Origin of the sequence: Pseudomonas sp. PDM26, assembly GCF_019219185.1 — a bacterium.
Lineage (GTDB): Bacteria > Pseudomonadota > Gammaproteobacteria > Pseudomonadales > Pseudomonadaceae > Aquipseudomonas.
The window spans coordinates 1-24,268 of sequence record NZ_JAHUWC010000014.1; the positions used below are offsets into that span (position 1 = coordinate 1).

The 24,268-nt window shown below is 58.4% G+C and carries 21 protein-coding genes; 7 read left to right on the forward strand and 14 right to left on the reverse strand.

Annotation, left to right across the window (positions count from 1 at the left end):
- Positions 1 to 595 precede the first annotated feature (595 nt).
- The 3 genes from KW849_RS24230 to KW849_RS24245 form a co-directional block, all read right to left on the reverse strand.
- Positions 596 to 1,213, reverse strand: a complete 618-nt coding sequence (locus KW849_RS24230; RefSeq protein ID WP_218431574.1) for a hypothetical protein — start codon at positions 1,211 to 1,213, stop codon at positions 596 to 598.
- Positions 1,210 to 2,646, reverse strand: coding sequence for a PAAR domain-containing protein (locus tag KW849_RS24235; RefSeq protein ID WP_256357358.1), 1,437 nt, complete (start codon positions 2,644 to 2,646; stop codon positions 1,210 to 1,212). The genes KW849_RS24230 and KW849_RS24235 overlap by 4 nt, the downstream gene beginning before the upstream one ends.
- 186 nt (positions 2,647 to 2,832) lie before the next feature.
- Positions 2,833 to 3,120, reverse strand: a complete 288-nt coding sequence (locus tag KW849_RS24245) for a DUF6124 family protein (RefSeq protein WP_218431575.1) — start codon at positions 3,118 to 3,120, stop codon at positions 2,833 to 2,835.
- Between the two features lie 659 nt (positions 3,121 to 3,779).
- Between KW849_RS24245 and KW849_RS24250 the strand changes: the two genes are divergently transcribed.
- Both KW849_RS24250 and KW849_RS31495 read left to right on the forward strand, forming a co-directional pair.
- Positions 3,780 to 4,988, forward strand: a complete 1,209-nt coding sequence (locus KW849_RS24250) for a cytidine deaminase (RefSeq protein WP_256357359.1) — start codon at positions 3,780 to 3,782, stop codon at positions 4,986 to 4,988.
- A gap of 116 nt (positions 4,989 to 5,104) precedes the next feature.
- The gene (locus KW849_RS31495) at positions 5,105 to 5,533 is read left to right on the forward strand and encodes a hypothetical protein (protein WP_256357360.1); all 429 of its coding nucleotides are present in this window, start codon (positions 5,105 to 5,107) and stop codon (positions 5,531 to 5,533) included.
- 229 nt (positions 5,534 to 5,762) lie between these two features.
- Here KW849_RS31495 and KW849_RS24255 read toward each other — a convergent pair whose 3' ends face one another.
- A complete protein-coding gene (locus tag KW849_RS24255; protein WP_218431576.1) occupies positions 5,763 to 6,818 on the reverse strand; it encodes a haloacid dehalogenase-like hydrolase in 1,056 nt (351 codons plus the stop codon).
- A gap of 254 nt (positions 6,819 to 7,072) precedes the next feature.
- Between KW849_RS24255 and KW849_RS24260 the strand changes: the two genes are divergently transcribed.
- Positions 7,073 to 8,464, forward strand: a complete 1,392-nt coding sequence (locus KW849_RS24260) for an L-cystine transporter (RefSeq protein WP_218431577.1) — start codon at positions 7,073 to 7,075, stop codon at positions 8,462 to 8,464.
- Between the two features lie 116 nt (positions 8,465 to 8,580).
- Here the strand turns inward: KW849_RS24260 and KW849_RS24265 are convergent, their stop codons facing one another.
- Positions 8,581 to 9,093: a dihydrofolate reductase gene (locus KW849_RS24265; RefSeq protein WP_218431578.1), complete on the reverse strand. Its 513-nt coding sequence runs from the start codon at positions 9,091 to 9,093 to the stop codon at positions 8,581 to 8,583.
- An 85-nt stretch (positions 9,094 to 9,178) separates the two neighbouring features.
- Between KW849_RS24265 and KW849_RS24270 the strand changes: the two genes are divergently transcribed.
- Both KW849_RS24270 and KW849_RS24275 read left to right on the forward strand, forming a co-directional pair.
- Complete coding sequence (locus KW849_RS24270) at positions 9,179 to 10,549, forward strand: DUF2868 domain-containing protein (RefSeq protein WP_218431579.1); 1,371 nt, start codon at positions 9,179 to 9,181, stop codon at positions 10,547 to 10,549.
- Entirely contained in the window at positions 10,542 to 11,918 is a 1,377-nt protein-coding gene (locus KW849_RS24275) for a GTPase/DUF3482 domain-containing protein (RefSeq protein ID WP_218431580.1), read from the forward strand. The genes KW849_RS24270 and KW849_RS24275 overlap by 8 nt, the downstream gene beginning before the upstream one ends.
- A 132-nt stretch (positions 11,919 to 12,050) precedes the next feature.
- On the opposite strand, the gene KW849_RS24280 is transcribed toward KW849_RS24275, so the two are convergent.
- The 6 genes from KW849_RS24280 to KW849_RS24305 form a co-directional block, all read right to left on the reverse strand.
- The gene (locus tag KW849_RS24280; RefSeq protein ID WP_218431581.1) at positions 12,051 to 12,608 is read right to left on the reverse strand and encodes a phosphonate degradation HD-domain oxygenase; all 558 of its coding nucleotides are present in this window, start codon (positions 12,606 to 12,608) and stop codon (positions 12,051 to 12,053) included.
- Positions 12,609 to 12,776: 168 nt separating this feature from the next.
- Positions 12,777 to 13,802: a putative 2-aminoethylphosphonate ABC transporter substrate-binding protein gene (locus tag KW849_RS24285; RefSeq protein WP_218431582.1), complete on the reverse strand. Its 1,026-nt coding sequence runs from the start codon at positions 13,800 to 13,802 to the stop codon at positions 12,777 to 12,779.
- 39 nt (positions 13,803 to 13,841) lie between these two features.
- Complete coding sequence (locus KW849_RS24290) at positions 13,842 to 15,566, reverse strand: putative 2-aminoethylphosphonate ABC transporter permease subunit (RefSeq protein WP_218431583.1); 1,725 nt, start codon at positions 15,564 to 15,566, stop codon at positions 13,842 to 13,844.
- Entirely contained in the window at positions 15,566 to 16,642 is a 1,077-nt protein-coding gene (locus tag KW849_RS24295) for a putative 2-aminoethylphosphonate ABC transporter ATP-binding protein (protein ID WP_218431584.1), read from the reverse strand. Before KW849_RS24295 ends, KW849_RS24290 begins: the two co-directional genes overlap by 1 nt.
- Positions 16,643 to 16,862: 220 nt before the next feature.
- A complete protein-coding gene (locus KW849_RS24300; protein ID WP_218431585.1) occupies positions 16,863 to 17,726 on the reverse strand; it encodes a LysR family transcriptional regulator in 864 nt (287 codons plus the stop codon).
- 16 nt (positions 17,727 to 17,742) lie between these two features.
- Complete coding sequence (locus KW849_RS24305) at positions 17,743 to 20,004, reverse strand: heavy metal translocating P-type ATPase (protein ID WP_218431586.1); 2,262 nt, start codon at positions 20,002 to 20,004, stop codon at positions 17,743 to 17,745.
- 93 nt (positions 20,005 to 20,097) lie between these two features.
- On the opposite strand from KW849_RS24305, the gene cadR reads away from it, so the two are divergent.
- Positions 20,098 to 20,547 carry a Cd(II)/Pb(II)-responsive transcriptional regulator gene (cadR, locus tag KW849_RS24310; protein WP_218431587.1) on the forward strand — a complete coding sequence of 150 codons (450 nt, stop codon included), beginning with the start codon at positions 20,098 to 20,100 and terminating at the stop codon, positions 20,545 to 20,547.
- Between the two features lie 134 nt (positions 20,548 to 20,681).
- Here the strand turns inward: cadR and KW849_RS24315 are convergent, their stop codons facing one another.
- From KW849_RS24315 to KW849_RS24325, 3 genes are all read right to left on the reverse strand, one after another.
- Positions 20,682 to 21,653, reverse strand: a complete 972-nt coding sequence (locus KW849_RS24315; protein WP_218431588.1) for a thymidylate synthase — start codon at positions 21,651 to 21,653, stop codon at positions 20,682 to 20,684.
- A gap of 48 nt (positions 21,654 to 21,701) precedes the next feature.
- Positions 21,702 to 22,508: a prolipoprotein diacylglyceryl transferase gene (lgt, locus tag KW849_RS24320; protein ID WP_218431589.1), complete on the reverse strand. Its 807-nt coding sequence runs from the start codon at positions 22,506 to 22,508 to the stop codon at positions 21,702 to 21,704.
- Positions 22,509 to 22,591: 83 nt separating this feature from the next.
- Positions 22,592 to 23,374 (reverse strand): sulfite exporter TauE/SafE family protein, encoded by a 783-nt coding sequence (locus KW849_RS24325; RefSeq protein WP_218431789.1) that lies wholly within the window; start codon positions 23,372 to 23,374, stop codon positions 22,592 to 22,594.
- A gap of 134 nt (positions 23,375 to 23,508) precedes the next feature.
- Between KW849_RS24325 and KW849_RS24330 the strand changes: the two genes are divergently transcribed.
- Positions 23,509 to 24,255, forward strand: coding sequence for an NRDE family protein (locus tag KW849_RS24330; protein ID WP_218431590.1), 747 nt, complete (start codon positions 23,509 to 23,511; stop codon positions 24,253 to 24,255).
- The last annotated feature ends 13 nt before the right edge of the window (positions 24,256 to 24,268 follow it).

The window sequence follows — 24,268 nt, forward strand, 5'->3', positions numbered from 1 at the left end:
ACGTCAGGCGCGACTCTCATCGTGGCGCGGGGCATGCCCCAGATAGACGCCGGATAGATTTAAGCAAGCCAACCACTTCACCCATTAATCAGTATTGCAAAAATGGGGGTGACCATAGATTTTTTTGGATCAATTACCAGCCGATCATATCCTTATTGTGACCTCGTCATTTTCCGGAGCATGAGATCCGCGCAACTTGCCAAATGTAGTGAAGTGCCAACAGTGTTGGCCCCAGGACTGCCCAGCTAATCCATATGTCGTGGTCGGGGTATGTAAACAAAATCAGCAACGGAGGAAACATCGCCAGTAATCCCATCATTAACATTGCTGTTATAGCCAGCCTACGTCGCGACTCGGTAGTAGCGGGTCTGTTTAACGCCGCCAAAACAAGTCCGCAGGTTCCTAGCCATGCGAGCGTGCTGAGCAACACGTAAAAAACCTCACCGGACCCATAAAAACAAGGCTGAGAAACGCCAGTCCTAAGGCAGGCAGGATGCCTCCAGCTATATACATAGCTGACCGAAGAATGCATACAACCATGTATATCTACTCCATTAAAAAGTTCTCGAGCTGCATAAACTCTCGAAAGCGCGAGTCAAGGATTAACCCACGGCCTGGCAACTTGTAGTTTGATGAGATAACGCTCCTCTGTGGGACGCTTGTCGTCTCTAAAACGATTGACCACCAGCATCGCTTGATACTGATTACCCGCTTGCCAGGTAGACGTGCCGCCTTTGTTCACGTCTCGCAACCGAGCACGCCATTCGGGAGTGTCAGCAAACGGTGGGTCGTCGTTGACCCGAATCGGTATCCAGCCACCGTGGCGCCATTGCGCCTGCAAATCCAGCACGACTTTGAGTGTATCGTCGAGCAACAGTGGCTCGATTTGCGGGGACATGCGCAGACTTCTGACTAACCCATCACGATCGAAACTAACCGTGAAAAAGCGAGCTAATGGGGTCACGAATCCGAACTGAGAATCCAGGAAACGAAGACGAGCATCCGACTTGGGCAATCTCCCCCAAAAATGCCCAGCAATGGCTGGATCAATGACCGCGCTGGAGCGCTGACGCATGATTTCCCAAGGCTCGCCAATCACCAGTGCAATCTCCGGCTCGCCCGAAAGCGCTCGGACTGCTGCCACTATCAGCAGCGCCGCGACTGCGAGTGACAAGATCCTGCGTCGCCAATCCATGCGTCGCAGCAGACTCATCGCACGCCCCGGCCTGCGGCAATGTCGAGAATCGCCTGTTCGATCAGGTGGCGATCAGAGCGTCGTAGCAGATCATCAAATTGCGTCGCGGCCTTGAGCACAAAGGGCATGCGCTGGTCGATATCGGCCAGGTTGGCAAAGTAATCGCTGCTGAAGCCAACTGTACGTCCGTCTTCGCTGGGACGGCACTGGCTGGCCAGGGTCAGTTCGACGGCTGCAGCGGCGCCGGTGGGGAAGTTCGTGACATAGGCAAATTGATTGTCACGTAGCAGAGATACCAGCTGCGCGTCGCTGTACATTGCTGATTGCAGAATGTTCTGTTGTTCGTGCCAAGCCAGATGCACAACGCTTTCGGCAATGTTACCAGCCTCAATGGCCGCAAAGGCTTGCAGTATTTCCTCATGGTAAGTGCCAAACTCCAGTTTCTTCTGCTCGATCGGCCACAACACCGGTTGTTGTACATGCCCAAATATGTTTTTTCGTGATGCGAGGCATGTCTTGAGCGCCCACAATCCACGCTCCTTGTAAAAAGCATGCAACGGAAATACATCCAGAAACAGCGTGGTATTGCCCAGCGCCAGCATGTCGTGCACGTACTGGAGTTGCTTCTGCACGTACGACAATGATTCGCCGTCGTTACGCAGGTCAACGCCCGGTATCGGGTTATTGCTTCGGGTTAGCTCGTAGTCGCGTTGAGACTGTTTGTCTGTCTTGCCGAACAATTCAATCCCAAAGAATTTCCAGCGACGCTGGGCGCTGTCGACCATGCGCTTTCCCGCCTCGTATTCATTCTGAACCCTCTCGACTGATTCAGCCGCATGCAACAACCCACAACCCACCTGCTTGGAGGCGAACGCCGCGAGGCCCGCCCATTGGAAGCGCTGATCCTCCAGCCACAATCGGGCGTACGCCGCATTGATCGCGCGATTACGCGCCTTTGGGTCGGCAATCAAGATGCCACCCGGTGCCACGATGGCCTCGGCTCTTTGCTGGTAGCCGCGCCACAAGTTCTCGCAAACCAAAGACGGTGTCGCGGGGCTTGCGGCAGGTGCAAGACCAGAGGGACGCGGTGCCGCTCGCGCGGGACTGGTTGCAGACGGCGCGGCAGATTGGGCAGCGGCTCTTGTCCCCGAGGCGACCTGCACATCGTCGAACTGTTGAGAACGGAGTGTCTGGTTAGCAATCAACCTGGGTGGCGGGTCGCATTTGCATCTGCAGAGATCGTTGTCCAAGGCAGCCTGGCGGCCGTCCATCTCATCCACCAAGTGCGGGCCGTCGAGGACAATCACACCGATGCTGTCGCACTTCGGGCAATAGACTTCATCACCTTCGCGGGCCATGGCCTGGTCTTCGATGGTGCTGTACTGATAGCCCGTACGCACGGTGCCACCGACGGTGGTTCTAGCACCGACAGTGATGTGATAGCGCTTCATGCGAAATGTGTCCTTGTCAGATCGAAAGGACGCACGCTAGAAGAGGCGAAGCGGAGGAAAAATCAGACGTTTCCTTGATTGATGTAGGTCAATTCTGAAATGAGACTGGATAGGGACGTCGGTGTGCTCGAGTTAACCGTCGAACATGAAAATGCCCCGCCAAGTGCGGGGCATTTTTTGCGAGCGTTAATCCTGCGGGTCGAGGTTATCCAGTGCCTGATTCACCGCCAGCTCGCCCAGCATGATGACCTGCGCAATCCCCAGCATTGTGCTGCGTTGCGAGCCTTCCAGCAGTCCGGCGAAATCGCTGGCCATGACATTGGCCGAGGCGAGTGATTCGCAGGCGTGGGCCAACAGGGTTTCGGTGTCGAGGCCGGGCGCGATCAAGAATGTTCGGCTGGGTTTGCGCGGGGTGGTGTTGATGTGGGCGGAGAGGTTGTCTGGCTCTGGAGGATCGGGGGTAACTTTTAGCATTGATGAATCTCCTGGAGGAATTAGGAGCCATCACTCTCGCTACCAAACGAAGGTGGCGGCCATACGCAGGTTGGTAGACCGGTCCAGGAACCCGGCGCGCTCGCAAACGCCCTACGCATGACCACCATAAAAAGCAGATTCGAAAACCTGCCGAAGGTTGAGCCATACGCCTGGAAAATCCGGGCTACCAAACCCGATCACTGATTGTCAGCGACGCGGAAACGATAGAAGCCAGCCTCCAAGCATACAAGTCGGCGGATTCTGAAGTAGTCGTAGTCCCTTACGCAAGAATGTGCGGGTAGTCACTGTCAGAAATGACGATCAACCAGATCCTTTTTTCTCCACTCAGCCTCATTGCGCAAAGCTCGTTCAAGAAGTGAGCAAACAGATATGATCAAATATTGTTAAGTTCTAACATGCATTTACGAAGAATGTCGAATTTTCCTACATGCATACTGCCTGATTCCTAACTCTAACGAGCATATACTCTAGGAATTAATGGCCTACGAAATGATTAATCACTCAAAAAAACACCTAAAAAATAAGTTTTTGCTAGCACCTAGCCAACGAATACACATAGCGCTATCTTCAATAGGCAGGCATACAAGCCATGGGGACATTCACGTCTAACAAAAGGTCTTGCTTGAAAAGGATTTAGCATGCGTTTTGACGGAAGCATTGACGAACTAAAGAAAAAACTTGAACCAATTTCGTCGACCGGAGAATGGAGAGAGATAAACAAAAACCAATATCAGTTCAAAACAAAAAGCAAAGGAAGTTTAAATTGGTATCTTTCAACGGGCGGAATCCATTTTCAAGGAAAAGCTCACTCCGCGCAAAAACTAAAGATGCTAGTAGAACCACTTCTGAATACGGAGACGCGTGCAAATTTATTAGCCGAAGACATATCTAAAAGCACGCAAAACATAGTAGAAGATTTATCGACCGAAGACTTTTCAGAAAACACTTATTTCATAGACGGCACTTATTCCGACTCAGAACTTATTATCGGACTAGTCGGCACTATTGGAACGGACCTTCCCGAAGTTTCAAAACTCATATCAGATAGATTAAAAACATTCAAATACGAAACAAGAATTATAAAAATATCTACGGACATAATCGCAAACATTGGAGATCCGTCAAAAAGCACGCATGAGTTCGATAGAATAACTTCATATATGGAGGAAGGTAATCGACTCAGAAAAGAAAGCCAAGACAATTCGATTCTGGCTTTAGGCGCCGCTGCCCAGATCAACAAAACAAGAGGCAAGCAAGAACCGCTTCGGCGAAGTGCGTTCATTATAAATTCTTTAAAGAGCCCAGCCGAAGTACAGAAACTTAGGAAAATATATTCAGATGGGTTTTTCTTGATAGGTGTCCATGCTGATCATACGCGTAGACACGAATTTTTAACTAAAGACAAATCCATGACTCAAGAACAGGCCTCGCGATTAATTGAGCGAGACGCCGATGAGAGAGAGGAATATGGCCAACACACTCGTGACACCTACCATCTTTCGGATTTTTTCATTGATTACAATGGAAATTCAGACTCTTTAAAAAAGCAAATATGGAGAATTTTGGATCTGCTTTTTGGAAAGCCATATATAACTCCGACATTTGATGAATACGCAATGTTTATGGCATTTTCGGCCTCACTAAGATCTGCTGACCTATCGCGTCAAGTCGGTGCAGTACTAACCAAAAATCGCTGCATTATTTCAACAGGAGCAAATGATGTGCCTAAGGCACACGGAGGATTATATTGGCCGGACCTTGATGAAAAAACTCATGAAATAGCTGACGTCGCAGATGGCCGCGACTACATGAAAGGAGAGGACTCCAATGCAATTCAAAAAAATTAATAATCGAAGGCATAATTGAAGCCGTTCCGGAACAATATCGCGAAGAACTAGGCCCACTGATAAAAAACAGCAAGATAAAAGATATTACTGAGTATGGGCGGGTAGTTCACGCTGAAATGGAAGCGCTCCTCTCAAGTGCTAGATCAGGGACAAGCACGGCAGGTAGCGACTTATACTGCACAACATTCCCGTGCCACAACTGCGCCAAGCATATAGTTGCAGCTGGAATCAAAAGGGTCATTTATGTTGAGCCTTACCCTAAGAGTAAAGCTCTCGAATTCCATTCAGACTCCATATCTTTGGATAAAGATAGTGAGAATGTAGTTTTTGAACCGTTCATCGGTGTTGGACCAAGGAGCTTTTTCAATCTATTCTCAACGAATCTCGGTAGCGGATATCCCGTAGTTCGGAAAACCGACCAAGGTGAAATCATTGACTGGAAAGAATCAGATGCTAAATTGCGCACCCAGATGTTGCCTTGTTCGTACATGGAACGTGAAACCATAGCAGCAGCACTGCTATCAAGGTACATAGAGGAAAACTAACATGAACAGCAAAAAGCAAGATTTTATCAATTACCTCAATGAGTCTCGCCGGGTTGTAGAGCAGTGGCCCACATGGAAGCAAGAGACCTTGAAGGCCGCGCAAGGAACCTCACGGTCGCCATCCCCTCCTCCTCCTCGAGAGCGTGAAAAAATCTGAATGTAGCCGACTACGGCAGCTTCCTCGCGAGTAGGCTCACTCCCGCCTTTGAGAGAGTGAGCCTAATCTAACTTACTGAATCTCTTCAGGCTTGACGATCACCCAGTTCTTGTCAGCCGTCACCGTCAACCCTTCCTTGGTCTGGGCCGCGGCGTTCTTGGCCATCATGCCGTTGATCTGAGTCATGTACTTGTCTTTGCGGTTGACCCACAGGTGGATGCCGCCCTTGGCTACGTCAACGCTGTGGAACAGCATGTAACCATCGCTGCTCGGGGTGTCGCCGCCCACCAGCACCGGCTTTTTCCACTCGTCAATGTAGGTCAGGATCGCCGCCTGCTTGCCGGCCATCCAGGTCGCCGGGGTCCACAGGTACGGGGTCAGTTCCAGGCCGAGGTTGGCCTTCTCGTCATATTTGCCGGCGGTGACCTGCTTGCGCGCGGTGGTCAGCTCACCGGTCTTCGGGTCCTTGAGCAGCAGCGACACGCCGATCACGTTCTGCGGCTTGACGTTGTAGCCGTACTTCGGATCGGCCGCGACCATGCGCACCAGTTCTTCGGAGGCGGCGGTCATCACGTAGACCTCGATGCCGTTCTCCATCAATTTGTTGTACAGCTCTTGCTGGCCGGTGAAGATTTTCGGCGGGTTGACGTCGAGTTTCTTGACCACATCGCCTTCGTAATAAGTGGCCGGCACCGGTTTGCCGGACGCCATCATCTCGTCGACATAGCCCTTGAGTTCCTTGAGCGTGAAGCCGGAGAACACTTGGGCGACCCATGGATAGCAAACCATGTCGTCGACTTCGCAGAGGCGGTAGTAGTAGCTGAACAGGCTTTCCTTGTGGTCGGCGGTGTCCTTGAACGGCATCAGCTTCAGGGAAGGGTCGAGTTTGTCGCGGGTGATCAGGCCCTTGTTCTCCATGAACGGCAGCAACGACTCTTCGAGGTCGTAGCGATAACTGGTGTTGTCCATGTCGAACACCGCGTAGTTACCCTTGTTGGCGTTGGCGGCGATCATCGCGTCCAGCGCCTTGGCCTGATCGGCGGGCCAGTGTTTCAGATCCGTTGCGAGAACCTGGCCGGCGAGGCCGAGGCAAAGTGCTGCAGCCAGCAATTTCGGTGCGAACTTCATTGGCATGCTTCCCTTATAAAAAGACCCTGAATAAAGGAGATCGACGCTAACAAATAAGTGTGACAGTCCTCGCCTGTCAGCGACCGCCTGCGTCCCTTTCGCGCCAGTTGCATTTCTGACAGCGACACCCGCTTATTCCAAAAACGACGCAAACCATGCGTTTTTGATATTAATTCATTATTTTTCAAGCTGTTAGGCTTGCCGGTTCGCAGCTGCCCCGGAAGGCAGTTAGCAAAAGTCTAATGGGAGTTCCAATGAATCTGCCGCTGATCCTCAATCTGCTGGTGTTCCTCGCCCTGCTCCTTGGCTTGGCGAAAACCCGCCACACTACATGGAGCCTGGCGAAAAAAGTTTTGCTCGCGCTGGTGCTGGGCGTGACGTTCGGCGTGGCTTTGCACACCGTTTACGGTGCCGGCAACCCGGTGCTGAAAACCTCGATCGGCTGGTTCGATCTGGTAGGCAACGGTTATGTGCAACTGCTGCAAATGATCGTGATCCCGCTGGTATTCGCCTCGATCCTCAGCGCCGTGGCCCGTCTGCACAATGCTTCGTCTCTGGGCAAGATCAGCTTCCTGACCATCGGCACGCTGCTGTTCACCACCGCCATTGCAGCGCTGATCGGCATCGGCCTGACCAACCTGTTCGGCCTGACCGCCGAAGGCCTGGTGGCCGGCACCCAGGAAATGGCGCGCCTGCAAACCATCCAGACCGATTACGCCGGCAAGGTCGCTGACCTTAACGTGCCACAGTTGCTGCTGTCGTTCATCCCACAGAACCCGTTTGCCGATCTGGCGCGGGCCAAACCGACCTCGATCATCAGCGTGGTGATCTTCGCCGCGTTCCTGGGTGTCGCTGCGCTGCAATTGCTCAAGGATGATGCCGAGAAAGGTCAGAAAGTGATCAACGCCATCGACACCCTGCAAGCCTGGGTCATGCGTCTGGTGCGCTTGGTGATGAAGCTGACCCCGTACGGCGTGTTGGCACTGATGACCAAGGTGGTCGCCGGTTCGAACCTGCAAGACATCATCAAGCTCGGCAGTTTTGTCGTGGTGTCCTACATCGGCCTGGGCCTGATGTTCGTGGTGCATGGCGTGCTGGTGTCGGCCGCAGGGATCAATCCGCTGCGCTTCTTCCGCAAGATCTGGCCGGTGCTGACGTTTGCTTTCACCAGCCGTTCGAGCGCTGCGACGATTCCGCTGAGCATCGAGGCGCAGACCAGTCGTTTGGGCATTCCGCAGTCCATCGCCAGCTTCGCCGCTTCGTTTGGCGCAACCATTGGCCAGAACGGTTGCGCCGGCCTGTACCCGGCGATGTTGGCGGTAATGGTCGCGCCGACCGTGGGCATCAATCCGCTGGACCCATTGTGGATCGCGACGCTCGTGGCGATTGTCACGCTGAGCTCGGCCGGTGTGGCCGGGGTTGGCGGCGGTGCGACGTTTGCGGCGTTGATCGTGCTGCCGGCGATGGGCTTGCCGGTGTCACTGGTGGCTCTGCTGATTTCGGTCGAGCCGCTGATTGATATGGGGCGTACGGCGTTGAACGTGAGTGGTTCGATGACGGCGGGGGCGATCACCAGCCAGGTGATGCAGCAGACCGATAAGGCGTTGCTGGATGCGGATGAGCATTCGGCGTTGGCGCAGGCGTAGGAGCTGCCGCAGGCTGCGATCTTTTAGCAGCCAAGAAAGATCAAAAGATCGCAGGCTTCGCCAGCTCCTACAGAGCTTTGTGCTGATCCTGTAGGAGCTGGCGCAGGCTGCGATCTTTAGGCTTTTTCCCAGACTTCGAAGTTGTACGCCGGCTTGTCGCCCTCCGCCGGATTCGGCACATTCGACACCAGTTTCCATTGGGTCAAATCAAACGCCGGAAACCATGCATCCCCTTCCGGGCTCAGCGCCACGCGGGTCAGGTACAAGCGATCGGCCTGCGCCAACCCTTGCGCATACAACTGCGCACCACCAATCAGCATCAGCTCATCAACGCCCTGCTCCTTCGCCCACTCCTCGGCGCGAGCTACAGCGGCTTCCAGCGACGGATAAACCTCCGCGCCTTCCAGCACCAGATCCGCCTGACGGCTGACCACGATGTTCAAGCGGCCGGGCAACGGGCGACCGAGGGAATCCCAGGTCTTGCGTCCCATGATGATCGGCTTGCCGAGGGTGGTGGCCTTGAAGTATTTGAAGTCCCCCGGCAGGTGCCAGGGCATGCTGTTGTCGACGCCGATCACGCGGTTTTCACCGAGGGCTGCGATCAGGCTGAGGGGGAGTGATTTAGTCATGCTGGCGAGGATACCAGAGCCGCGCTTTCGCCGATAAGCGCCACAGCGGTTATGCTCACAGCTCAATTAAGCGACGGGATGCCGCGTGACTGAACTCAATACCCTCTGGCTGACAGAAACCATTCGACTGCGCGAAGAACACGCAGGTCCTCTGGAAGACCTCGAAGCCAACCGACTGGCCCGTAGCGCCGGCGGCGATTTGCCGTCGCGCATTCAACGCCGGGCCCTGTGGCTGGCTGAACGCGATGGCTTGGCTACGGCCCTCAAACACTGGCTGCAAGGCGCGCGACTGGCGCTGATCGTCATGGCGGTGCTGGCAGTGATCAGTGGCGCCGGCCTGGCCTTTGCTGCACTGGGCGACGGCTTGCACCCGGTGAATGTGTTCTGGGCCTTGGGCAGCCTGCTCGGGCTCAATCTGATCCTGCTGCTGAGCTGGGCCCTGGGATTGGTGTTCGCCGGTGAACAAGGCGCCAGTCTCGCACGCCTGTGGCTGTGGCTAAGTGAAAAACTCGCGCGTGACGCCAAAGCCGCACAACTGGCACCGGCCCTGCTCCTGTTGCTGCAACGCCAGAAACTCAATCGCTGGGCCATCGGTGTGCTGGTCAACAGCCTGTGGTTGCTGGCGATGCTCAGCGCCTTGGTGATCCTGCTGATGTTGATGGCGACCCGGCGCTACGGCTTCGTCTGGGAAACCACGATCCTCAGTGCCGACACTTTTATCGCCGTCACTCAGGCGTTTGGCGTGCTACCGGCCCTGCTCGGCTTCAGCGTGCCGACAGAGGAAATGATCCGCGCCAGTGGCGATGCCGCACTGAACATAGAAAGTGCCCGTCAGGCCTGGGCCGCGTGGCTGGTCGGAGTCTTGCTGGTCTACGGTGTTGTGCCGCGTCTGCTGCTGGCGCTGTTTTGCCTGTGGCGCTGGAAGACCGGGCAAACGGCGCTGCGTCTGGATTTGAACCTGCCCGGTTACGCACAACTGCGCGAACGCTTGATGCCCACCAGCGAGCGCCTCGGCGTCAGCGATATCGCACCCGCGCAGCTGCATCGCGTAGAAAGCGGCGTGACTGAACAGCAAAGCGATGGTGCGTTACTGGTCGCCATCGAGCTGGACGACCAGCGCCCGTGGCCACCGCAATTGCCGAAAAACGTGAGCAACGCCGGCGTCATCGACAGCCGCGAATCGCGACACAAACTCCTCGAACAATTGAGCCGTTTCCCCCCGGCGCGCCTGGCCATCGCGTGCGATCCACGGCGCTCACCGGATCGCGGCAGTCTGGCCTTGATTGCCGAACTGGCCCGCAGCGCCAGCGCCACCCGCGTGTGGTTGTTGCAGGCGCCCCCCGGTGAAGCGCTGGACGCCGAACGCCTGGGCGACTGGCACGTGGCGCTGCAACAGCTTGAGCTGCCGTTTGCCGATTGTGCACCGATGAACTGGCTGGAGACAGGTCATGACTGACACCTGGAAACAGCCTCTGAAACTCGCCGTGGTCGGCCACACCAATGTTGGCAAAACCTCGTTGCTGCGTACGCTGACCCGCGACGTCGGCTTCGGTGAAGTGTCCCATCGCCCCAGCACCACGCGGCATGTCGAGGGCGCACGGTTGTCGGTGGATGGCGAGCCGTTGCTCGACCTCTATGACACCCCCGGACTGGAAGACGCCATCGCCCTGCTCGATTACCTCGAACGCCTGGAGCGTCCCGGTGAACGCCTCGACGGCCCAGCACGCCTGGCGCGCTTCCTCGATGGAAGCGAAGCCCGGCAACGCTTCGAACAGGAGGCCAAGGTGCTGCGCCAGTTGCTGGCGTCGGACGCCGGGCTCTATGTGATCGACGCCCGGGAGCCGGTGCTGGCCAAGTATCGCGACGAGCTGGAAGTACTGGCCAATTGCGGCAAACCCTTGCTGCCGGTGCTGAACTTCGTCAGCAGCGCCAACCACCGCGAGCCGGCATGGCGTGAAGCGCTGGCGCGGCTGGGATTGCATGCGTTGGTGCGCTTCGACAGCGTCGCGCCGCCGGAGGATGGCGAGCGTCGGCTCTATGAAAGTCTCGCCCTGTTGCTGGAGTCTGCCCGGCCACAACTGGAACGCCTGATTTGCGATCAGCAAGCCCAGCGTTTGGCCCGCCAGCAAAGTGCGGCGCGGTTGATTGCCGAATTATTGATCGATTGCGCGGCCTGCCGACGCAGCGTGGTCAGTGATGCCGAACAGGAACGACAGGCGATCAGCGAACTGCGCAAGGCCGTGCGGCAACGGGAGCAGCGTTGTGTCGAGGCCCTGCTCAAGCTCTACGCTTTCCGCCCACAGGACGCCGCGGCCAGTGAGTTGCCGTTGCTCGACGGCCGTTGGGGCGATGACCTGTTCAACCCGGAAACCCTCAAGCAACTGGGCGTGCGCGTCGGTGGCGGGATCGCGGCGGGGGCTGCTGCAGGGGCTGGGGTCGATTTGCTGGTAGGTGGCATTACCCTCGGCGCTGCCGCACTGGCCGGTGCCATCGCCGGCGGCGCGCTGCAAACCGCGCGCAGTTACGGCAGCCGCTTGCTCGGCAAGGTCAAGGGCCAACGCGAACTGACGGTGGACGACAACGTGCTGCGGCTGTTGGCGCTGCGTCAGCGGCAATTGCTGCAAGCGCTCAATACCCGTGGGCACGCGGCGATGGACAGCATTCAGGTCGCCACACCACAGGACAAGAGTTGGCGCGAAGGCAAACTGCCTGAACCACTGAACAAGGCCCGGGCGTATCCGCAGTGGTCGTCGCTCAATCCTCATTCCAAATTGAATCAGGCGGAGCGGCAGGAGCAGATCGAGGTTCTGGCACAGCAGCTGTAGAGACAGAACACTTGCTTTGGCCGGACTGACGCCATCGCGAGCAGGCTCGCTCCTACAGGGGATTTGTGTCGACCACAGATCCAATGTGGGAGTGAGCCAGCTCGCGATGGCAGCAACTCGGTATCACAGGCTTTATGCAGCCAACAACCGCACCGCTTTGCCCTTCAACACCGCCAGATCAATCACCGGCACATGCATCTCTTTCGCCAGTTCATCCCACTGGCGCATGCGCAAGCTCACGGCACACAGCGGGTCCTGCTCGAACGCCTCAGCCTCGGCCTCCGTCATCACCCCGCCCTGATATTCCAGGGTTCGACGACTGGCTTCACTCAGGCGCTTGTAGTATCCCGCCTCCTTGAGCGTCAGATAACGCTTGGTTTGTACGTGGTATTCGACCAGCCGCGCCATACGCTCGCTGAATCCGGCGCGGCGCAGATAATCCGCGCCCAGGCGCTCATGGCTGACCACACCGAAGCCGCCCATGTTCTCCGCGCTTTCAGCGCAGATATGCCCGATGTCGTGGAAGAACGCCGCCAGCACCACTTCATCGTCGAAGTCTTCGGCCATGGCCAATTGCGCCGCCTGGGACATGTGCTCGATCTGCGACACCGGCTCGCCGATGTAGTCGCTGTCGCCAAAGCGCTCGTACAAACCGAACACCTCGGCAATCACTTGCTCGTTGCGCTCCATCAGATTTCCTCCAGTACCGTAGCGACGGATCGCTACCGTAATGGTGCGAATCGCCAATGATCAGCTCGCCATAGGGCGTCGCGCTGATCAGCATGTCGTTGTGTTGCGTCATCTAAAGGTGCCCTGAACTCAAGGCCCCCGAAGAGGCCCTGTCAGTCGATGAAAATCTTACTTGGCCGCCACTTTCTCGGACTTGCCGTCATAGCGTTTGCGCCATTCGGTCAGGATTTCGTCGCGGTTCTTCGAAGCCCAGGCGAAGTCGTTCTTGATCAAACGCTGTTCGTAGTCGGCCGGCAGTTCGGTCTGTGGCTTGGCGATGCCAGGCTGGGCGAGCACGGCGAAGTTTTCCTTGTAGAGCTCCATCGCCTCGGGGCTCGCGGAGAAGTCAGCCAGTTTCTTCGCCGCGTCTTCGTGGGCAGTGCCCTTGATCACGGCAGTCGCTTCGATCTCCCAGCCCAGGCCTTCCTTCGGCAGGATGATGTCCAGCGGTGCGCCCTGGCGCTTCAGTTGAACAGCTGGGTACTCGAAGGAAATACCGATCGGGAATTCGCCAGCCGCCGCCAGCTTGCAAGGTTTGGAACCGGAGTGAACGTACTGGCCGATGTTCTGGTGCAGGCCGTCCATGTACGCCCAGCCCTGCTTCTCGCCGAAGGTTTGCAGCCAGGCGCTGACGTCGAGGAAACCGGTGCCGGACGATGCCGGGTTCGGCATGACGATCTTGCCTTTGTACTCAGGCTTGGTCAGGTCTTGCCAGCTCACGGGTTTGGTCAGGCCCTGCTTTTCGGCTTCGATGGTGTTGAAGCAAATAGTCGCGGCCCAGACATCCATGCCGACCCAGGCTGGAGGGTTGGCGGCGTCGCGGTAGTTGGCGCCGATCTTGGCCAGGTCTTTCGGTGCATAGCTTTGCAGCATGCCTTGCTGATCGAGAATCGCCAGGCTCGAAGCGGCCAGCCCCCATACGGCGTCAGCCTGCGGGCGCTCTTTTTCGGCCAGCAGTTTGGCGGTGATGATGCCGGTGGAGTCACGCACCCACTTGATTTCGACGTCCGGGTAGGTCTTCTCGAAAGCCTCTTTGTAGGTCTTCAGTTGTTCGGCTTCGAGGGCGGTGTACACCGTCAACTCGGTTTTCGCCGCAAAGGCGTTCAGGCTGAAAGCGGTGAGAACAGCAGCGGCCAGGGCCATAGGCTTGAACATGATCTTTTCCTGTTTTTTGAGTTGAGGGGTTGTGCAGATTCAATGACCGGGCGCGGTCTGCCGCCAGGCCTGGGAGCGGCGCAGCAAGCCACGCGAAGCCCAGGCCAGCAACAGGGACACGCCCGCCGAGGTGAACAGAATCAGGGTCGACATCGCCGCCGCGCCGCCGACGTTGCCGGCGTCGTCCATGTTCAGCACCGCCACTGCCGCGAGGATGGTGTCGGGGCTGTAGAGGAAGATCGCCGCCGAAACGGTGGTCATGGCCGAGACGAACAGGTAGCGCACGATGTCCAGCAACGCCGGTAGGCAGATCGGCACGGTGACTCGCAGGTAGTGGCGGTACAGCGGCGCCTTGAGCGAGAGCGCGGCGGCTTCGAACTCGGCATCGAGTTGACGCAGCGCGGTGGTGGCGGTCATTTGCGCGGTGGTCAAATAGTGCGCAATGGTGCAGACGATCAGCAGCGTCATGCTGCCGTAGAGCACGTGCAGCGGATTGCCGGTCAGGTTGAAGAAGAAGACGTAACCCAACCCCAACACTAGGCCCGGCACCGCCATCGGTACGAAACTGAGCATGCGCAAGGTCAGGTTAAGACCGCGCTGACCCCTGGTTTTTTCCATCAGGTAGGCGCCAGTGAAGATCAGCATGGAGCCGATAAACGCGGTGCCCAAGGCCATCTTCAGGCTGTTGCCATAGGCCAGCCAGCCACCGCCGGCGGTTTCATTGAACTGGTAATGGTTGAGCGACAGCGACAGGTTGTACGGCCAGAACTTCACCAGGGACGAGAACACCGCCATGCCGAATACCAGCAGCAATGCGGTGCAGATCAGCAGGACGATGGCCAGGTAACAGCCGTCGCGCAGCTTCGATGGAGCAGGTTTGAATACCTGGGCACGACCGCTCATGGAGTCTCCGAGATGTCGACGCAACCAGGCATCGACGCCGAAACTGAACAGCGCCGGCAGCAGCAACACCAGGCCGATCAACGCACCACGACCGAACTGCTGCTGGCCGACCACGGCTTTGTAGGCTTCCAGCGCCAGCACTTGATAGTCGCCACCGACTACCACCGGTACACCGAAATCGGTGATGGTCAGGGTGAACACGAGGCAGAACGCAGCGAACACAGCCTGACGGGTCGCCGGCCAGGTGATGCTGCGGAACGCTTTGGCGGGACTCGCGCCCATGCTGGAGGCGGCATCGAACAGCCGCGCATCGGCCAGGGACAAGGCCGACAGCAGAATCATCAAGGCGTGGGGGAAGGTATAGATGACTTCGCCGAGCACAATGCCCCAGAAGCCGTAGATGTTGTCCGAGAGCAGGCCACGCAGCATGCCCTGGTTGCCTAACAGATAAACCAGCGCGATGCCGGGCAACATCGATGGTGCCATCAATGGCAGCAGCGAAATGCCACGCCAGATGCCTTTGGCCGGAATCAAGGTGCGTTGCAAGGCGTAGGCAAACAGGTAGGCCAGCGGTACGACGATGGCTGCGACGCTGAGGGAAACTTTCAGGCTATTGCCCAGGAGCCAGTGGAAGTTCTCACTGGTCACCAGCTCTTTCGCGGCGACCCAGCCACCGCCCTGCCCGGCCTCGGCGTTGAAACCACGCCAGAAGATCGCCAGCAACGGCATCAATACGGCAACGCCGAGCAACACCAGCAAGAGGACCTTTCCACCGACCACGAACAACCGGTCACCGATCTCGGCGCGGGTGGTCTGCCGAACCTGCTTGTGTGGCAGCGGCAGCGCGATGTTCGCGCTCATCAGGCAAACACCTGCAGGCTGCGCGGCGGCAAGGCGACCATGATCTGCTGGGCGCCAAGGCGCGGCATGGCTTCCGGCGCCAGTTCCGCCAACAGCGCGTGGCCCGGCAATTGATCGAGTTCGAAGCTCATGCGGCAGCGGTTGCCGAGGAAGGTGATTTCACGAACCTTGGCCGGGAACAGGTTTTCCTCATGCACCAGCGGGTTGACGTTGATCGCTTCCGGACGGCAGAACAAACGGCCCGACGCGGCCTTGGCGCCGCCATCGGCCAGTCGCATGCTCATTGCACCGACCTGAGCGTGGCTGTCGCTGCTGCGCTGGAACGGCAACCAGTTACCCTGGCCGACGAACCCCGCCACGAATGGCGTGGCCGGGCGATTGTAGATTTCCTGCGGCGTGGCGTACTGCTCGACCTTGCCGTTGTTCATCACGGCGATACGGTCGGCCATCAGCATGGCCTCGTCCTGATTGTGGGTGACCATCAGGGTGGTGATGCCGAGGTTGCTTTGCAGCTGGCGCAATTCGGTGCACAGATGCTCGCGCACCCGGGCATCGAGGGCCGACATCGGTTCGTCCAGCAACAACAACGAAGGCGCAGGCGCCAGCGCGCGGGCCAGTGCCACACGTTGCTGCTGACCGCCAGACAACTGACCCGGGTATTTTTTCTCGCTGCCGGTCAGGCCAACCAGTTCCAGCATCTGACCGACACGTTGGCGAATCTGGTCGCGACCATTGCCGGCGAGGCCGTAGGCAATGTTCGCTTCGACGGTGAGATTGGGAAACAACGCGTAGGACTGGAACAGAATGCCGTAGTCCCGCGCCTGGGGTGCCAGGTGGGAAACGTCGCGATCACCCAAGTACAACTCGCCGCTGTCCTGTTTTTCCAGACCGGCGATGCAGCGCAGCAAGGTGGTTTTGCCACAGCCCGAAGGGCCGAGCAGACACACCAGCTCACCGGCCGCCACGTCGAGGGAAACATTATCCAGCGCCGTGAAGGCGCCAAAACGCTTCTGTACGCCGCGCACTTTCATCGGTGCGCCGGGGTTGGTCAGGGCAGTTGCGATCGGGTTGTTCATGGACGGAGCTCATCTGGCAGATGGGGCCATCCTAGGGTTGTAATGAGTCCGTCATGTGGCAGTAAGGCAAAAACCGCTGATAGTGGTATTCAGGATTTTTGGTTATTCCTGTGCTGGCTGATCTACCGCCATCGCGAGCAGGCTCGCTCCTACAGGGGAATGCGGTCAACTGTAGGAGCGAGCCTGCTCGCGATGAGGCCGGGACAGGCGATAAAGACCTTTAGGCCGGCGCCATTTCCTGCGCCAACCCCAGAAACGCCGCCGGTAGCCGCGCGCCTTTGCGCTCCTTGAGGCAGTACAGATACTCGGGAATTTGCGGCGCATTCTCGATGGTCAGCACCCGCAGCTGCGGATCATGGGGCACTTCCTGGCGGGCAATGATGCTGATACCGATATTGCGCAGTACCGCTTCGCGGATCGATTCGCGGCTGCCAATCTCCAGCAACGGCCCGAAATTCACTCCCGCGCTGGCCAGCAACGCTTCGGTCAAACGACGGGTGGTCGAACCCGGTTCGCGCATCAGCAAGGTATGCCCGGCCAATGCACTGAGCGAAACGTGATCGTGAACCGCCAGCGGATGATTGCGATGCACCGCCAGCACCAGCGGATCGCTGCCGAGCACCCGGCGAATCAGCCGCGCGTCATCGAGCAACTGCGACGACGCCGCGACATCGACCCGATAATCCTCCAGCGCTTCAAGCACCTGCTGGGAGTTGCCGATTTCCACCGACACCTCCACTTGCGGCAGACGTTCGCGGAATGTTTTCACCAGGTCGAGGATGTAATACGGTGCCGTGGCGGCAATGCGCAATGAGCCATGGACCTGGCCGCAGTTACGCAGGAAAAACTCGATGTCGGCCGCCTGTTGCGTCAGCACCTTGACCATCGGTAGCAGCCGCGCGCCCTCTTCGCTGACACTGAGACGCCGGCCACCACGGTAGAACAGCTCGACCGAATACTGACTTTCGAGGTTGCGGATCTGCGTCGTCACCGTCGGCTGGCTCAGGCCGAGCTTTTTGGCGGCCTGGGTAATGCTGCCCAGGCGGGCCACCATGTAAAACGCCTTCAGCTCCGCACTCAGCACAACCGTCCCTCATCCTTTACTTGCGCAGCAGGCGCAAACCGTTGAACACCACCAGCAGACTCACGCCCATGTCGGCGAACACCGCCATCCACATGGTAGCGAGCCCGGCGAAGGTTACCCCAAGAAAGATCGCCTTGATGACCAAAGCCAGGGCGATGTTCTGTTTGAGGATGCTCGATGTCTGGCGCGATAGGCGAATGAATGCCGGGACTTTGCGCAGATCGTCGTCCATCAAGGCGACATCGGCGGTTTCGATCGCGGTATCGGTGCCTGCGGCGGCCATGGCGAAACCGATCTCGGAACGCGCCAGTGCCGGAGCGTCATTGATGCCATCGCCGACCATACCGACCCGATGTCCTTGGGCATAAAGGGCATCGATAGCCTGCAATTTGTCACCCGGCAACAGGTCGCCCCTGGCCTCGTCGATGCCGACTTGCGCGGCAATGGCTTGCGCGGTGTGGACGTTATCGCCCGTGAGCATCAGGGTTTTGATGCCCAGGTCATGCAGTTGCCGGATGGCCTCGCGGCTGGACGCTTTTACCGTATCGGCGACGGCGAACAGCGCCAATGGCCCGGACTGATCAAGCAACAGCACCACCGACTTGCCCTGTTTTTCCAGGGCGAACAGTTTCTCTTCCAGCGCCGGCGAGCACAGCCCCAGATCCTCCACCAGTCGATGGTTGCCCAGGTGGTAGAGCTGGCCGTTGATTTCGCCGCGCACACCGCGCCCGCCCAGCGCTTCGAAGTTATCCACAATCAGCGTCGCGGTTGGGTTATCCACAGCCGCTTTGGCAATGGCCTGGGAAACCGGGTGATCCGAGCGCCTGGCCAGCGCGGTGGCAATGGCAGGCGCTGAATCGGCGGCGGTCGAATCCAGCGACAGGTAGTCGGTCTGCACCGGTTTGCCGTGGGTGATGGTGCCAGTCTTGTCCAGGGCCAGGTAGTCGAGCTTGTAACCGCCCTCCAGATAGACGCCGCCCTTGACCAGGATGCCTTTGCGCGCTGCCGCCGCGAGGCCACTGACGATGGTCACCGGCGTGGAAATCACCAGCGCACAGGGGCAGGCCACCACCAGCAGCACCAGCGCCCGATAAATCCAGTCGAACCACAACGCGCCCATGAACAATGGCGGGATCACCGCCACGACCAGAGCCAGAACGAACACCGCCGGGGTGTAGATTTTCGAGAAACTGTCGACGAAACGCTGGGTCGGCGCCCGCGCGCCCTGCGCTTGTTCAACCGCGTGGATGATACGGGCCAGGGTCGAGTTGTCGGCCGCCGCGGTTACTTCATATTCCAGGGATCCGGCCTGATTGATGGTGCCGGCGAATACCTTGTCGTCGACGGTTTTCTCCACCGGCATGCTTTCACCAGTGATTGGCGCCTGATCGATGGTCGAGCGACCGGACAGCACTTCGCCGTCCAGGCCGATGCGCTCACCGGGGCGGACCCGCACCCGCGCGCCGAGCCCAATGGATTTGACATCCTGCTCAAGCCAGCTCCCGTCAGCCTGCAACACCGTTGCCGTGTCCGGGGTCATCTGCATCAGGCCACCGATGGCATTGCGCGCGCGGTCGAGGGACCTGGCTTCGATCAACTCGGCCACAGTGAACAGGAACATCACCATTGCCGCTTCCGGCCACTGGCCGATCAGCACCGCGCCGGTCACGGCAATGCTCATCAGCGCGTTGATGTTCAGGTTGCGGTTTTTAAGGGCGATCCAGCCTTTTTTGTAGGTACCGAGACCACCGCTGAGGATCGAAACAAGCGCAATAACCGCCACCACCCAGTTCGGTGCGGAACCGGTGAAGTGGATAACTTCTGCCAGCAATGCACCAACACCGGACAGTGTCAAGGGCCACCATGGCTTTTGCCGGGGCACCGGTGTCGGGGTTTCAGCACCCTGGTCCATCGGCTCGGCCTGCATTCCCAAGGATTTGATGGCTTCGACGATCGGCTCGATACCAGGCAAATCGTGGGTCACGCCAAGCACCCGATTAATCAGATTGAACTCCAGCTGCTGCACACCGGTCAGTTTGCTTAGCTTGTTCTGGATAAGCGTCTGTTCGGTTGGACAGTCCATCGCCTCGATGCGAAAACTGCTCAGTCGGGCTCCGGGCGTCGACGATTCGCTCAGTCTTATCAACGCGGGCGCCGTCGCCCTGGAGGAACAGCAGGAATCGCCGTGACCGCCGTGGTCATGTTTTTGCACGGGCTTGAGCTTGTGGTTGTGCCCGTGTTCAGGCCCGGGTTTGTGTGAATGCAGGGAATCGCTCATTGGTTGCGTCCATAAGAGTGCCTGTTGCCAAGTAAAGACCCTGTAGCCACTATAGGGTCAAGCACCCTTTCTGGAGTTTTGGAGATTGGCGTCATGAAAATTGGAGAATTGGCGAAACTCACGGACTGCGCCGTGGAAACGATCCGCTACTACGAGCGCGAGAGCCTTCTGCCGGAACCGGCTCGCAGTGATGGCAATTATCGCCTCTACACCCAGGCCCACGCCGAGCGCCTGACCTTCATCCGTAACTGTCGCACCCTGGACATGACGCTTGAGGAAATCCGCAGTCTGCTGGCCTTTCGCGACAGTCCGCAGGACCAGTGCGAAAGCGTCAACGCGCTGATCGACGAGCACATCCATCACGTCAGGGCGCGGATCGACGGCTTGCTGGCCTTGCAGACACAACTGCTCGACCTGCGCCAACGCTGCGACGAGGGGCCGGATATCGATCAATGCGGGATTTTGCAGCGGCTGGAAGTGAATGGCGGGGTTGTGACGACGGAGGTGGAGCATTCTCATGTCGGCCGCAGTCACGGCCACTAAGCACACCACCTACCCCTGTAGGAGCGAGCCTGCTCGCGATGAACTCAAGGACGACGCATTTTTTCAGACAATACGCGTCATCGTTCACGTCCATCGCGAGCAAGCTCGCTCCTACAGGGGGGCTGCGTGAGGCTTCAGACCGCCATCGGCGCGGTCATCGGTGCGTGGTGCTCGTAGCCTTCCAGAGAGAAATCGCCCGGTTCCACCAGTTCCAGCCACTCCGGCTGATACTCACCAGTCTTGGCAAACTCCGGCACACGCTCGGAAATCACCAGTTTCGGCATCGGGAACGGCTCGCGCTTGAGCTGTTCGTTGAGCATGTCCAGGTGGTTTTCGTAGACGTGGGCATCACCGATGAAATAGGTGAACCAGCGCGGCGTGTACCCGGTCAGGCGACCGATCAGGCTCAGCAGCGCGGCGCCTTCGGTGAGGTTGAACGGTGTGCCCAGGCCCAGGTCGTTGGAGCGGATGTAGAGGGTCAAGGAAATCTCCCTGGTCTCGACATTCGGATGGAACTGGTACAGCAGGTGGCACGGTGGCAAAGCCATTTCATCGAGCTGGGCGCAGTTCCAGCCGTGGAACAGGATACGGCGGCTGCCCGGGTCCTTAATGATGGTGTCGACGCACTGGCGGACCTGGTCAATCGCCTTGTACAGCACCACATAAGCCTGGCCATCCTCTTCGCCTTCGGCGATCTGACGATAGCCTTGGCTCAGAGTCTGCTTGATGGCGGCCGGGTTGCTGACCGGAATCTGCTTGTACGCCGGCCACTTGCGCCATTGCACGCCGTAGATTTCGCCAAGGTCGTCTTCACCCTGACGGAACGGGTTGGCCAGCCACTGGGCGTTTTCGTTGGCGTTCTGGTCCCAGACCTTGCAACCCAGGGCACGGAACTCGGCAGCGTTGTTCACGCCACGCAGGAATCCGCACATTTCGCCGATGGCCGATTTGAAGGCCATCTTGCGCGTGGTGATCGCCGGGAAGCCTTCCTGCAGGTCATAACGCAGCATCGCACCGGGAAAACTGATGGTGTTCACGCCGGTACGGTTGGCCTGCTTGGTGCCGTTCTTGATGACGTGGGCGACCAGTTCGAGATATTGCTTCATGAGTTACCTGTGTCCTTGAACCCGGGACCGAAGCCCCGGGGTTCGATTTTATACTGCTGCCGCTGGAGTCGCCGGAGTGCGGTGATAGGCCAGCCAGATCAGGAACAACCCGCCGACGATCATCGGCACGCACAGCACCTGGCCCATGGTCAGCCAGTTCCAGGCCAAATAGCCCAGTTGCGCGTCCGGTACACGGACGAACTCGACGATGAAACGGAAGATGCCATAGAACAGCGCGAACATCCCCGATACCGCCATGGTCGGCCGCGGCTTGCGCGAGAACAGCCAGAGGATGGCGAACAGTGCCACGCCTTCCAGCGCGAACTGGTACAGCTGCGACGGGTGACGCGCCAGTTGCGCCGGATCGGTAGGGAAGATCATCGCCCAAGGCACGTCAGTCGCCTTGCCCCACAGCTCGGCATTGATGAAGTTGCCGATACGACCGGCACCCAGGCCAATCGGCACCATCGGCGCAACGAAATCCATCAGCTGGAAGAACGATTTGTTGTTCTTTTTACCGAACCACAACGCCGCCAGCATCACACCGATGAAACCGCCGTGGAATGACATTCCGCCCTTCCACACTTCGAAAATCAGCGTCGGGTTGGCCAGATAAGCGCTCAGATCGTAGAACAGCACGTAACCCAGTCGCCCGCCGACGATCACCCCCATCGACATCCAGAACACCATGTCGGAGAGTTTCTCCCTGGTCCAGGTCGGGTCGAAGCGGTTCAAGCGACGGGACGCCAGCAGCCAGGCGCCGCCGATGCCGATCAGGTACATCAGACCGTACCAGTGGATTTTCAGCGGACCGATGGCCAGGGCCACCGGGTCGATCTGCGGGTAAGGCAGCATTGCGACTCCTCGTTAGAGTTCAAATCTTAAAAATTCCCGGGCGACGCTGCCACCTCAGGATTAAGCCAGGATTGCGCTGCCGGTCAGAGCAGGAAGTTCAGGCCGACGCAGAACAGCAACGCGGCAAACAGCCTTTTCAGCAACTTCGGTGACAACCTGTGGGCCAATCGCGCGCCCAAGCGGGCGAACACCATGCTGGTCAGGGCAATGCCCAGCAACGCCGGCAAATAAATGAAACCGAGACTATGGGCCGGGAGCAACGGATCGTGCCAGCCCAGAATCATGAAACTTAATGCACTGGCCAGGGCAATCGGCAGACCGCAGGCCGAGGAAGTAGCCACGGCTTGCTGCATCGGCACGCTGCGCCAGGTCAGGAATGGCACGGTCAGCGAACCGCCACCGATGCCGAAAATCGCCGAAGCCCAGCCAATTGCGCTGCCGGCCACGGTCAGACCGAGTTTGCCCGGCACGGTTCGGCTGGCCTTGGGTTTGACCTCCAGCGCCAGTTGAGCGGCGATCACCAGGGCAAATACACCAATGAGTTTTTGCAGGTTAGGGCCGGAAATCGCTTCCGCCGTCAGCGCGCCGAATCCGGCACCGACCAGAATGCCGACGGTCATCCACATGAAGATCGGCCAACGCACGGCACCACGGCGGTGATGCTCTCGTACCGCGTTGACCGAGGTAAAGATGATCGTCGCCAGGGAGGTACCCACTGCCAGGTGCGTGAGGATCGATGGATCGAACCCTTGGGCCTTGAAGCTGAACACCAGCACCGGGACGATGATGATCCCGCCGCCCACGCCAAACAGCCCGGCGAGTACACCTGCACAGGCGCCGAGCGCCAGATAGAGCAGAAATTCCATGATCGTCTCGCCCGCATCCCCAAAACCGGAGCGGCATGGTAACGGATGCATGGCCTCAAGCTCCACTGCGCAAGGCGATGGATCGATGAGCGATGTCTGCGTAGAGTGAGCAAAAAACACACAAGGACAGCCTTATGTGCCTGATTGTTTTTGCCTGGCGCCCGGGTCATGCCCAGCCGCTGGTCGTGGCAGCCAATCGCGATGAGTTCTACGCCCGCCCCAGCCTGCCTCTGGCGCCATGGCCCGAAGCGCCGCACGTACATGCGGGGCGTGACCTCGAGGCCGGTGGCACCTGGCTCGGTATCGGTGCCAACGGACGTTTTGCGGCGCTGACCAATATCCGAGACCCCAATCGACCGCCAGGGCGCAAGTCTCGTGGGGAGCTGGTGGCGCAATTTCTCACCGGGGAAATGTCAATTGGCAACTATTTAGCCGACGTTGTCGACCGTTCGCTGGAATATGGTGGATTTAACCTGCTGATCGGCAATACCAATGAGCTCTGGCACTTCAATCAACGGGAATCGCAAGCGCTGATGCTGGCCCCGGGGGTCTACGGGTTATCCAATGCCGGGCTGGATACGCCGTGGCCGAAACTGCTCAAAGCCAAGGCGGCGTTGAGCGAGGTGCTGGATGATCCGCAGCCTCAGGCGTTGTTGGCTTTATTGAGCGATGCGCAGACCGCGCCGCTTGCCGAGTTGCCGGATACCGGCGTGGGACTGGCCACCGAGACGTTGCTGTCGAGTGTGTTCATTGCCAGTCAGAGTTATGGAACGCGGGCGAGTACGGCGTTGATTGTGCGGGCGGATGGGACGCTGCATATGGTCGAACGCAGTTTCGGGCCGTATGGCGGGCATCTTGGGGAAGTGGAGATCAGGCTTTAGATATTTGTCGTCA

Excerpts from the sequence above, each read along its gene's own strand:
- KW849_RS24230 (WP_218431574.1), bottom strand. The coding sequence starts at position 1,213 with ATGAGTCTGCTGCGACGCATGGATTGGCGACGCAGGATCTTGTCACTC.
- KW849_RS24235 (WP_256357358.1), bottom strand. The coding sequence starts at position 2,646 with ATGAAGCGCTATCACATCACTGTCGGTGCTAGAACCACCGTCGGTGGC.
- KW849_RS24245 (WP_218431575.1), bottom strand. The coding sequence starts at position 3,120 with ATGCTAAAAGTTACCCCCGATCCTCCAGAGCCAGACAACCTCTCCGCC.
- KW849_RS24250 (WP_256357359.1), top strand. The coding sequence starts at position 3,780 with ATGCGTTTTGACGGAAGCATTGACGAACTAAAGAAAAAACTTGAACCA.
- KW849_RS31495 (WP_256357360.1), top strand. The coding sequence starts at position 5,105 with ATGGAAGCGCTCCTCTCAAGTGCTAGATCAGGGACAAGCACGGCAGGT.
- KW849_RS24255 (WP_218431576.1), bottom strand. The coding sequence starts at position 6,818 with ATGAAGTTCGCACCGAAATTGCTGGCTGCAGCACTTTGCCTCGGCCTC.
- KW849_RS24260 (WP_218431577.1), top strand. The coding sequence starts at position 7,073 with ATGAATCTGCCGCTGATCCTCAATCTGCTGGTGTTCCTCGCCCTGCTC.
- KW849_RS24265 (WP_218431578.1), bottom strand. The coding sequence starts at position 9,093 with ATGACTAAATCACTCCCCCTCAGCCTGATCGCAGCCCTCGGTGAAAAC.
- KW849_RS24275 (WP_218431580.1), top strand. The coding sequence starts at position 10,542 with ATGACTGACACCTGGAAACAGCCTCTGAAACTCGCCGTGGTCGGCCAC.
- KW849_RS24280 (WP_218431581.1), bottom strand. The coding sequence starts at position 12,608 with ATGGAGCGCAACGAGCAAGTGATTGCCGAGGTGTTCGGTTTGTACGAG.
- KW849_RS24285 (WP_218431582.1), bottom strand. The coding sequence starts at position 13,802 with ATGTTCAAGCCTATGGCCCTGGCCGCTGCTGTTCTCACCGCTTTCAGC.
- KW849_RS24290 (WP_218431583.1), bottom strand. The coding sequence starts at position 15,566 with ATGAGCGCGAACATCGCGCTGCCGCTGCCACACAAGCAGGTTCGGCAG.
- KW849_RS24295 (WP_218431584.1), bottom strand. The coding sequence starts at position 16,642 with ATGAACAACCCGATCGCAACTGCCCTGACCAACCCCGGCGCACCGATG.
- KW849_RS24305 (WP_218431586.1), bottom strand. The coding sequence starts at position 20,004 with ATGAGCGATTCCCTGCATTCACACAAACCCGGGCCTGAACACGGGCAC.
- cadR (WP_218431587.1), top strand. The coding sequence starts at position 20,098 with ATGAAAATTGGAGAATTGGCGAAACTCACGGACTGCGCCGTGGAAACG.
- KW849_RS24315 (WP_218431588.1), bottom strand. The coding sequence starts at position 21,653 with ATGAAGCAATATCTCGAACTGGTCGCCCACGTCATCAAGAACGGCACC.
- lgt (WP_218431589.1), bottom strand. The coding sequence starts at position 22,508 with ATGCTGCCTTACCCGCAGATCGACCCGGTGGCCCTGGCCATCGGTCCG.
- KW849_RS24325 (WP_218431789.1), bottom strand. The coding sequence starts at position 23,374 with ATGGAATTTCTGCTCTATCTGGCGCTCGGCGCCTGTGCAGGTGTACTC.
- KW849_RS24330 (WP_218431590.1), top strand. The coding sequence starts at position 23,509 with ATGTGCCTGATTGTTTTTGCCTGGCGCCCGGGTCATGCCCAGCCGCTG.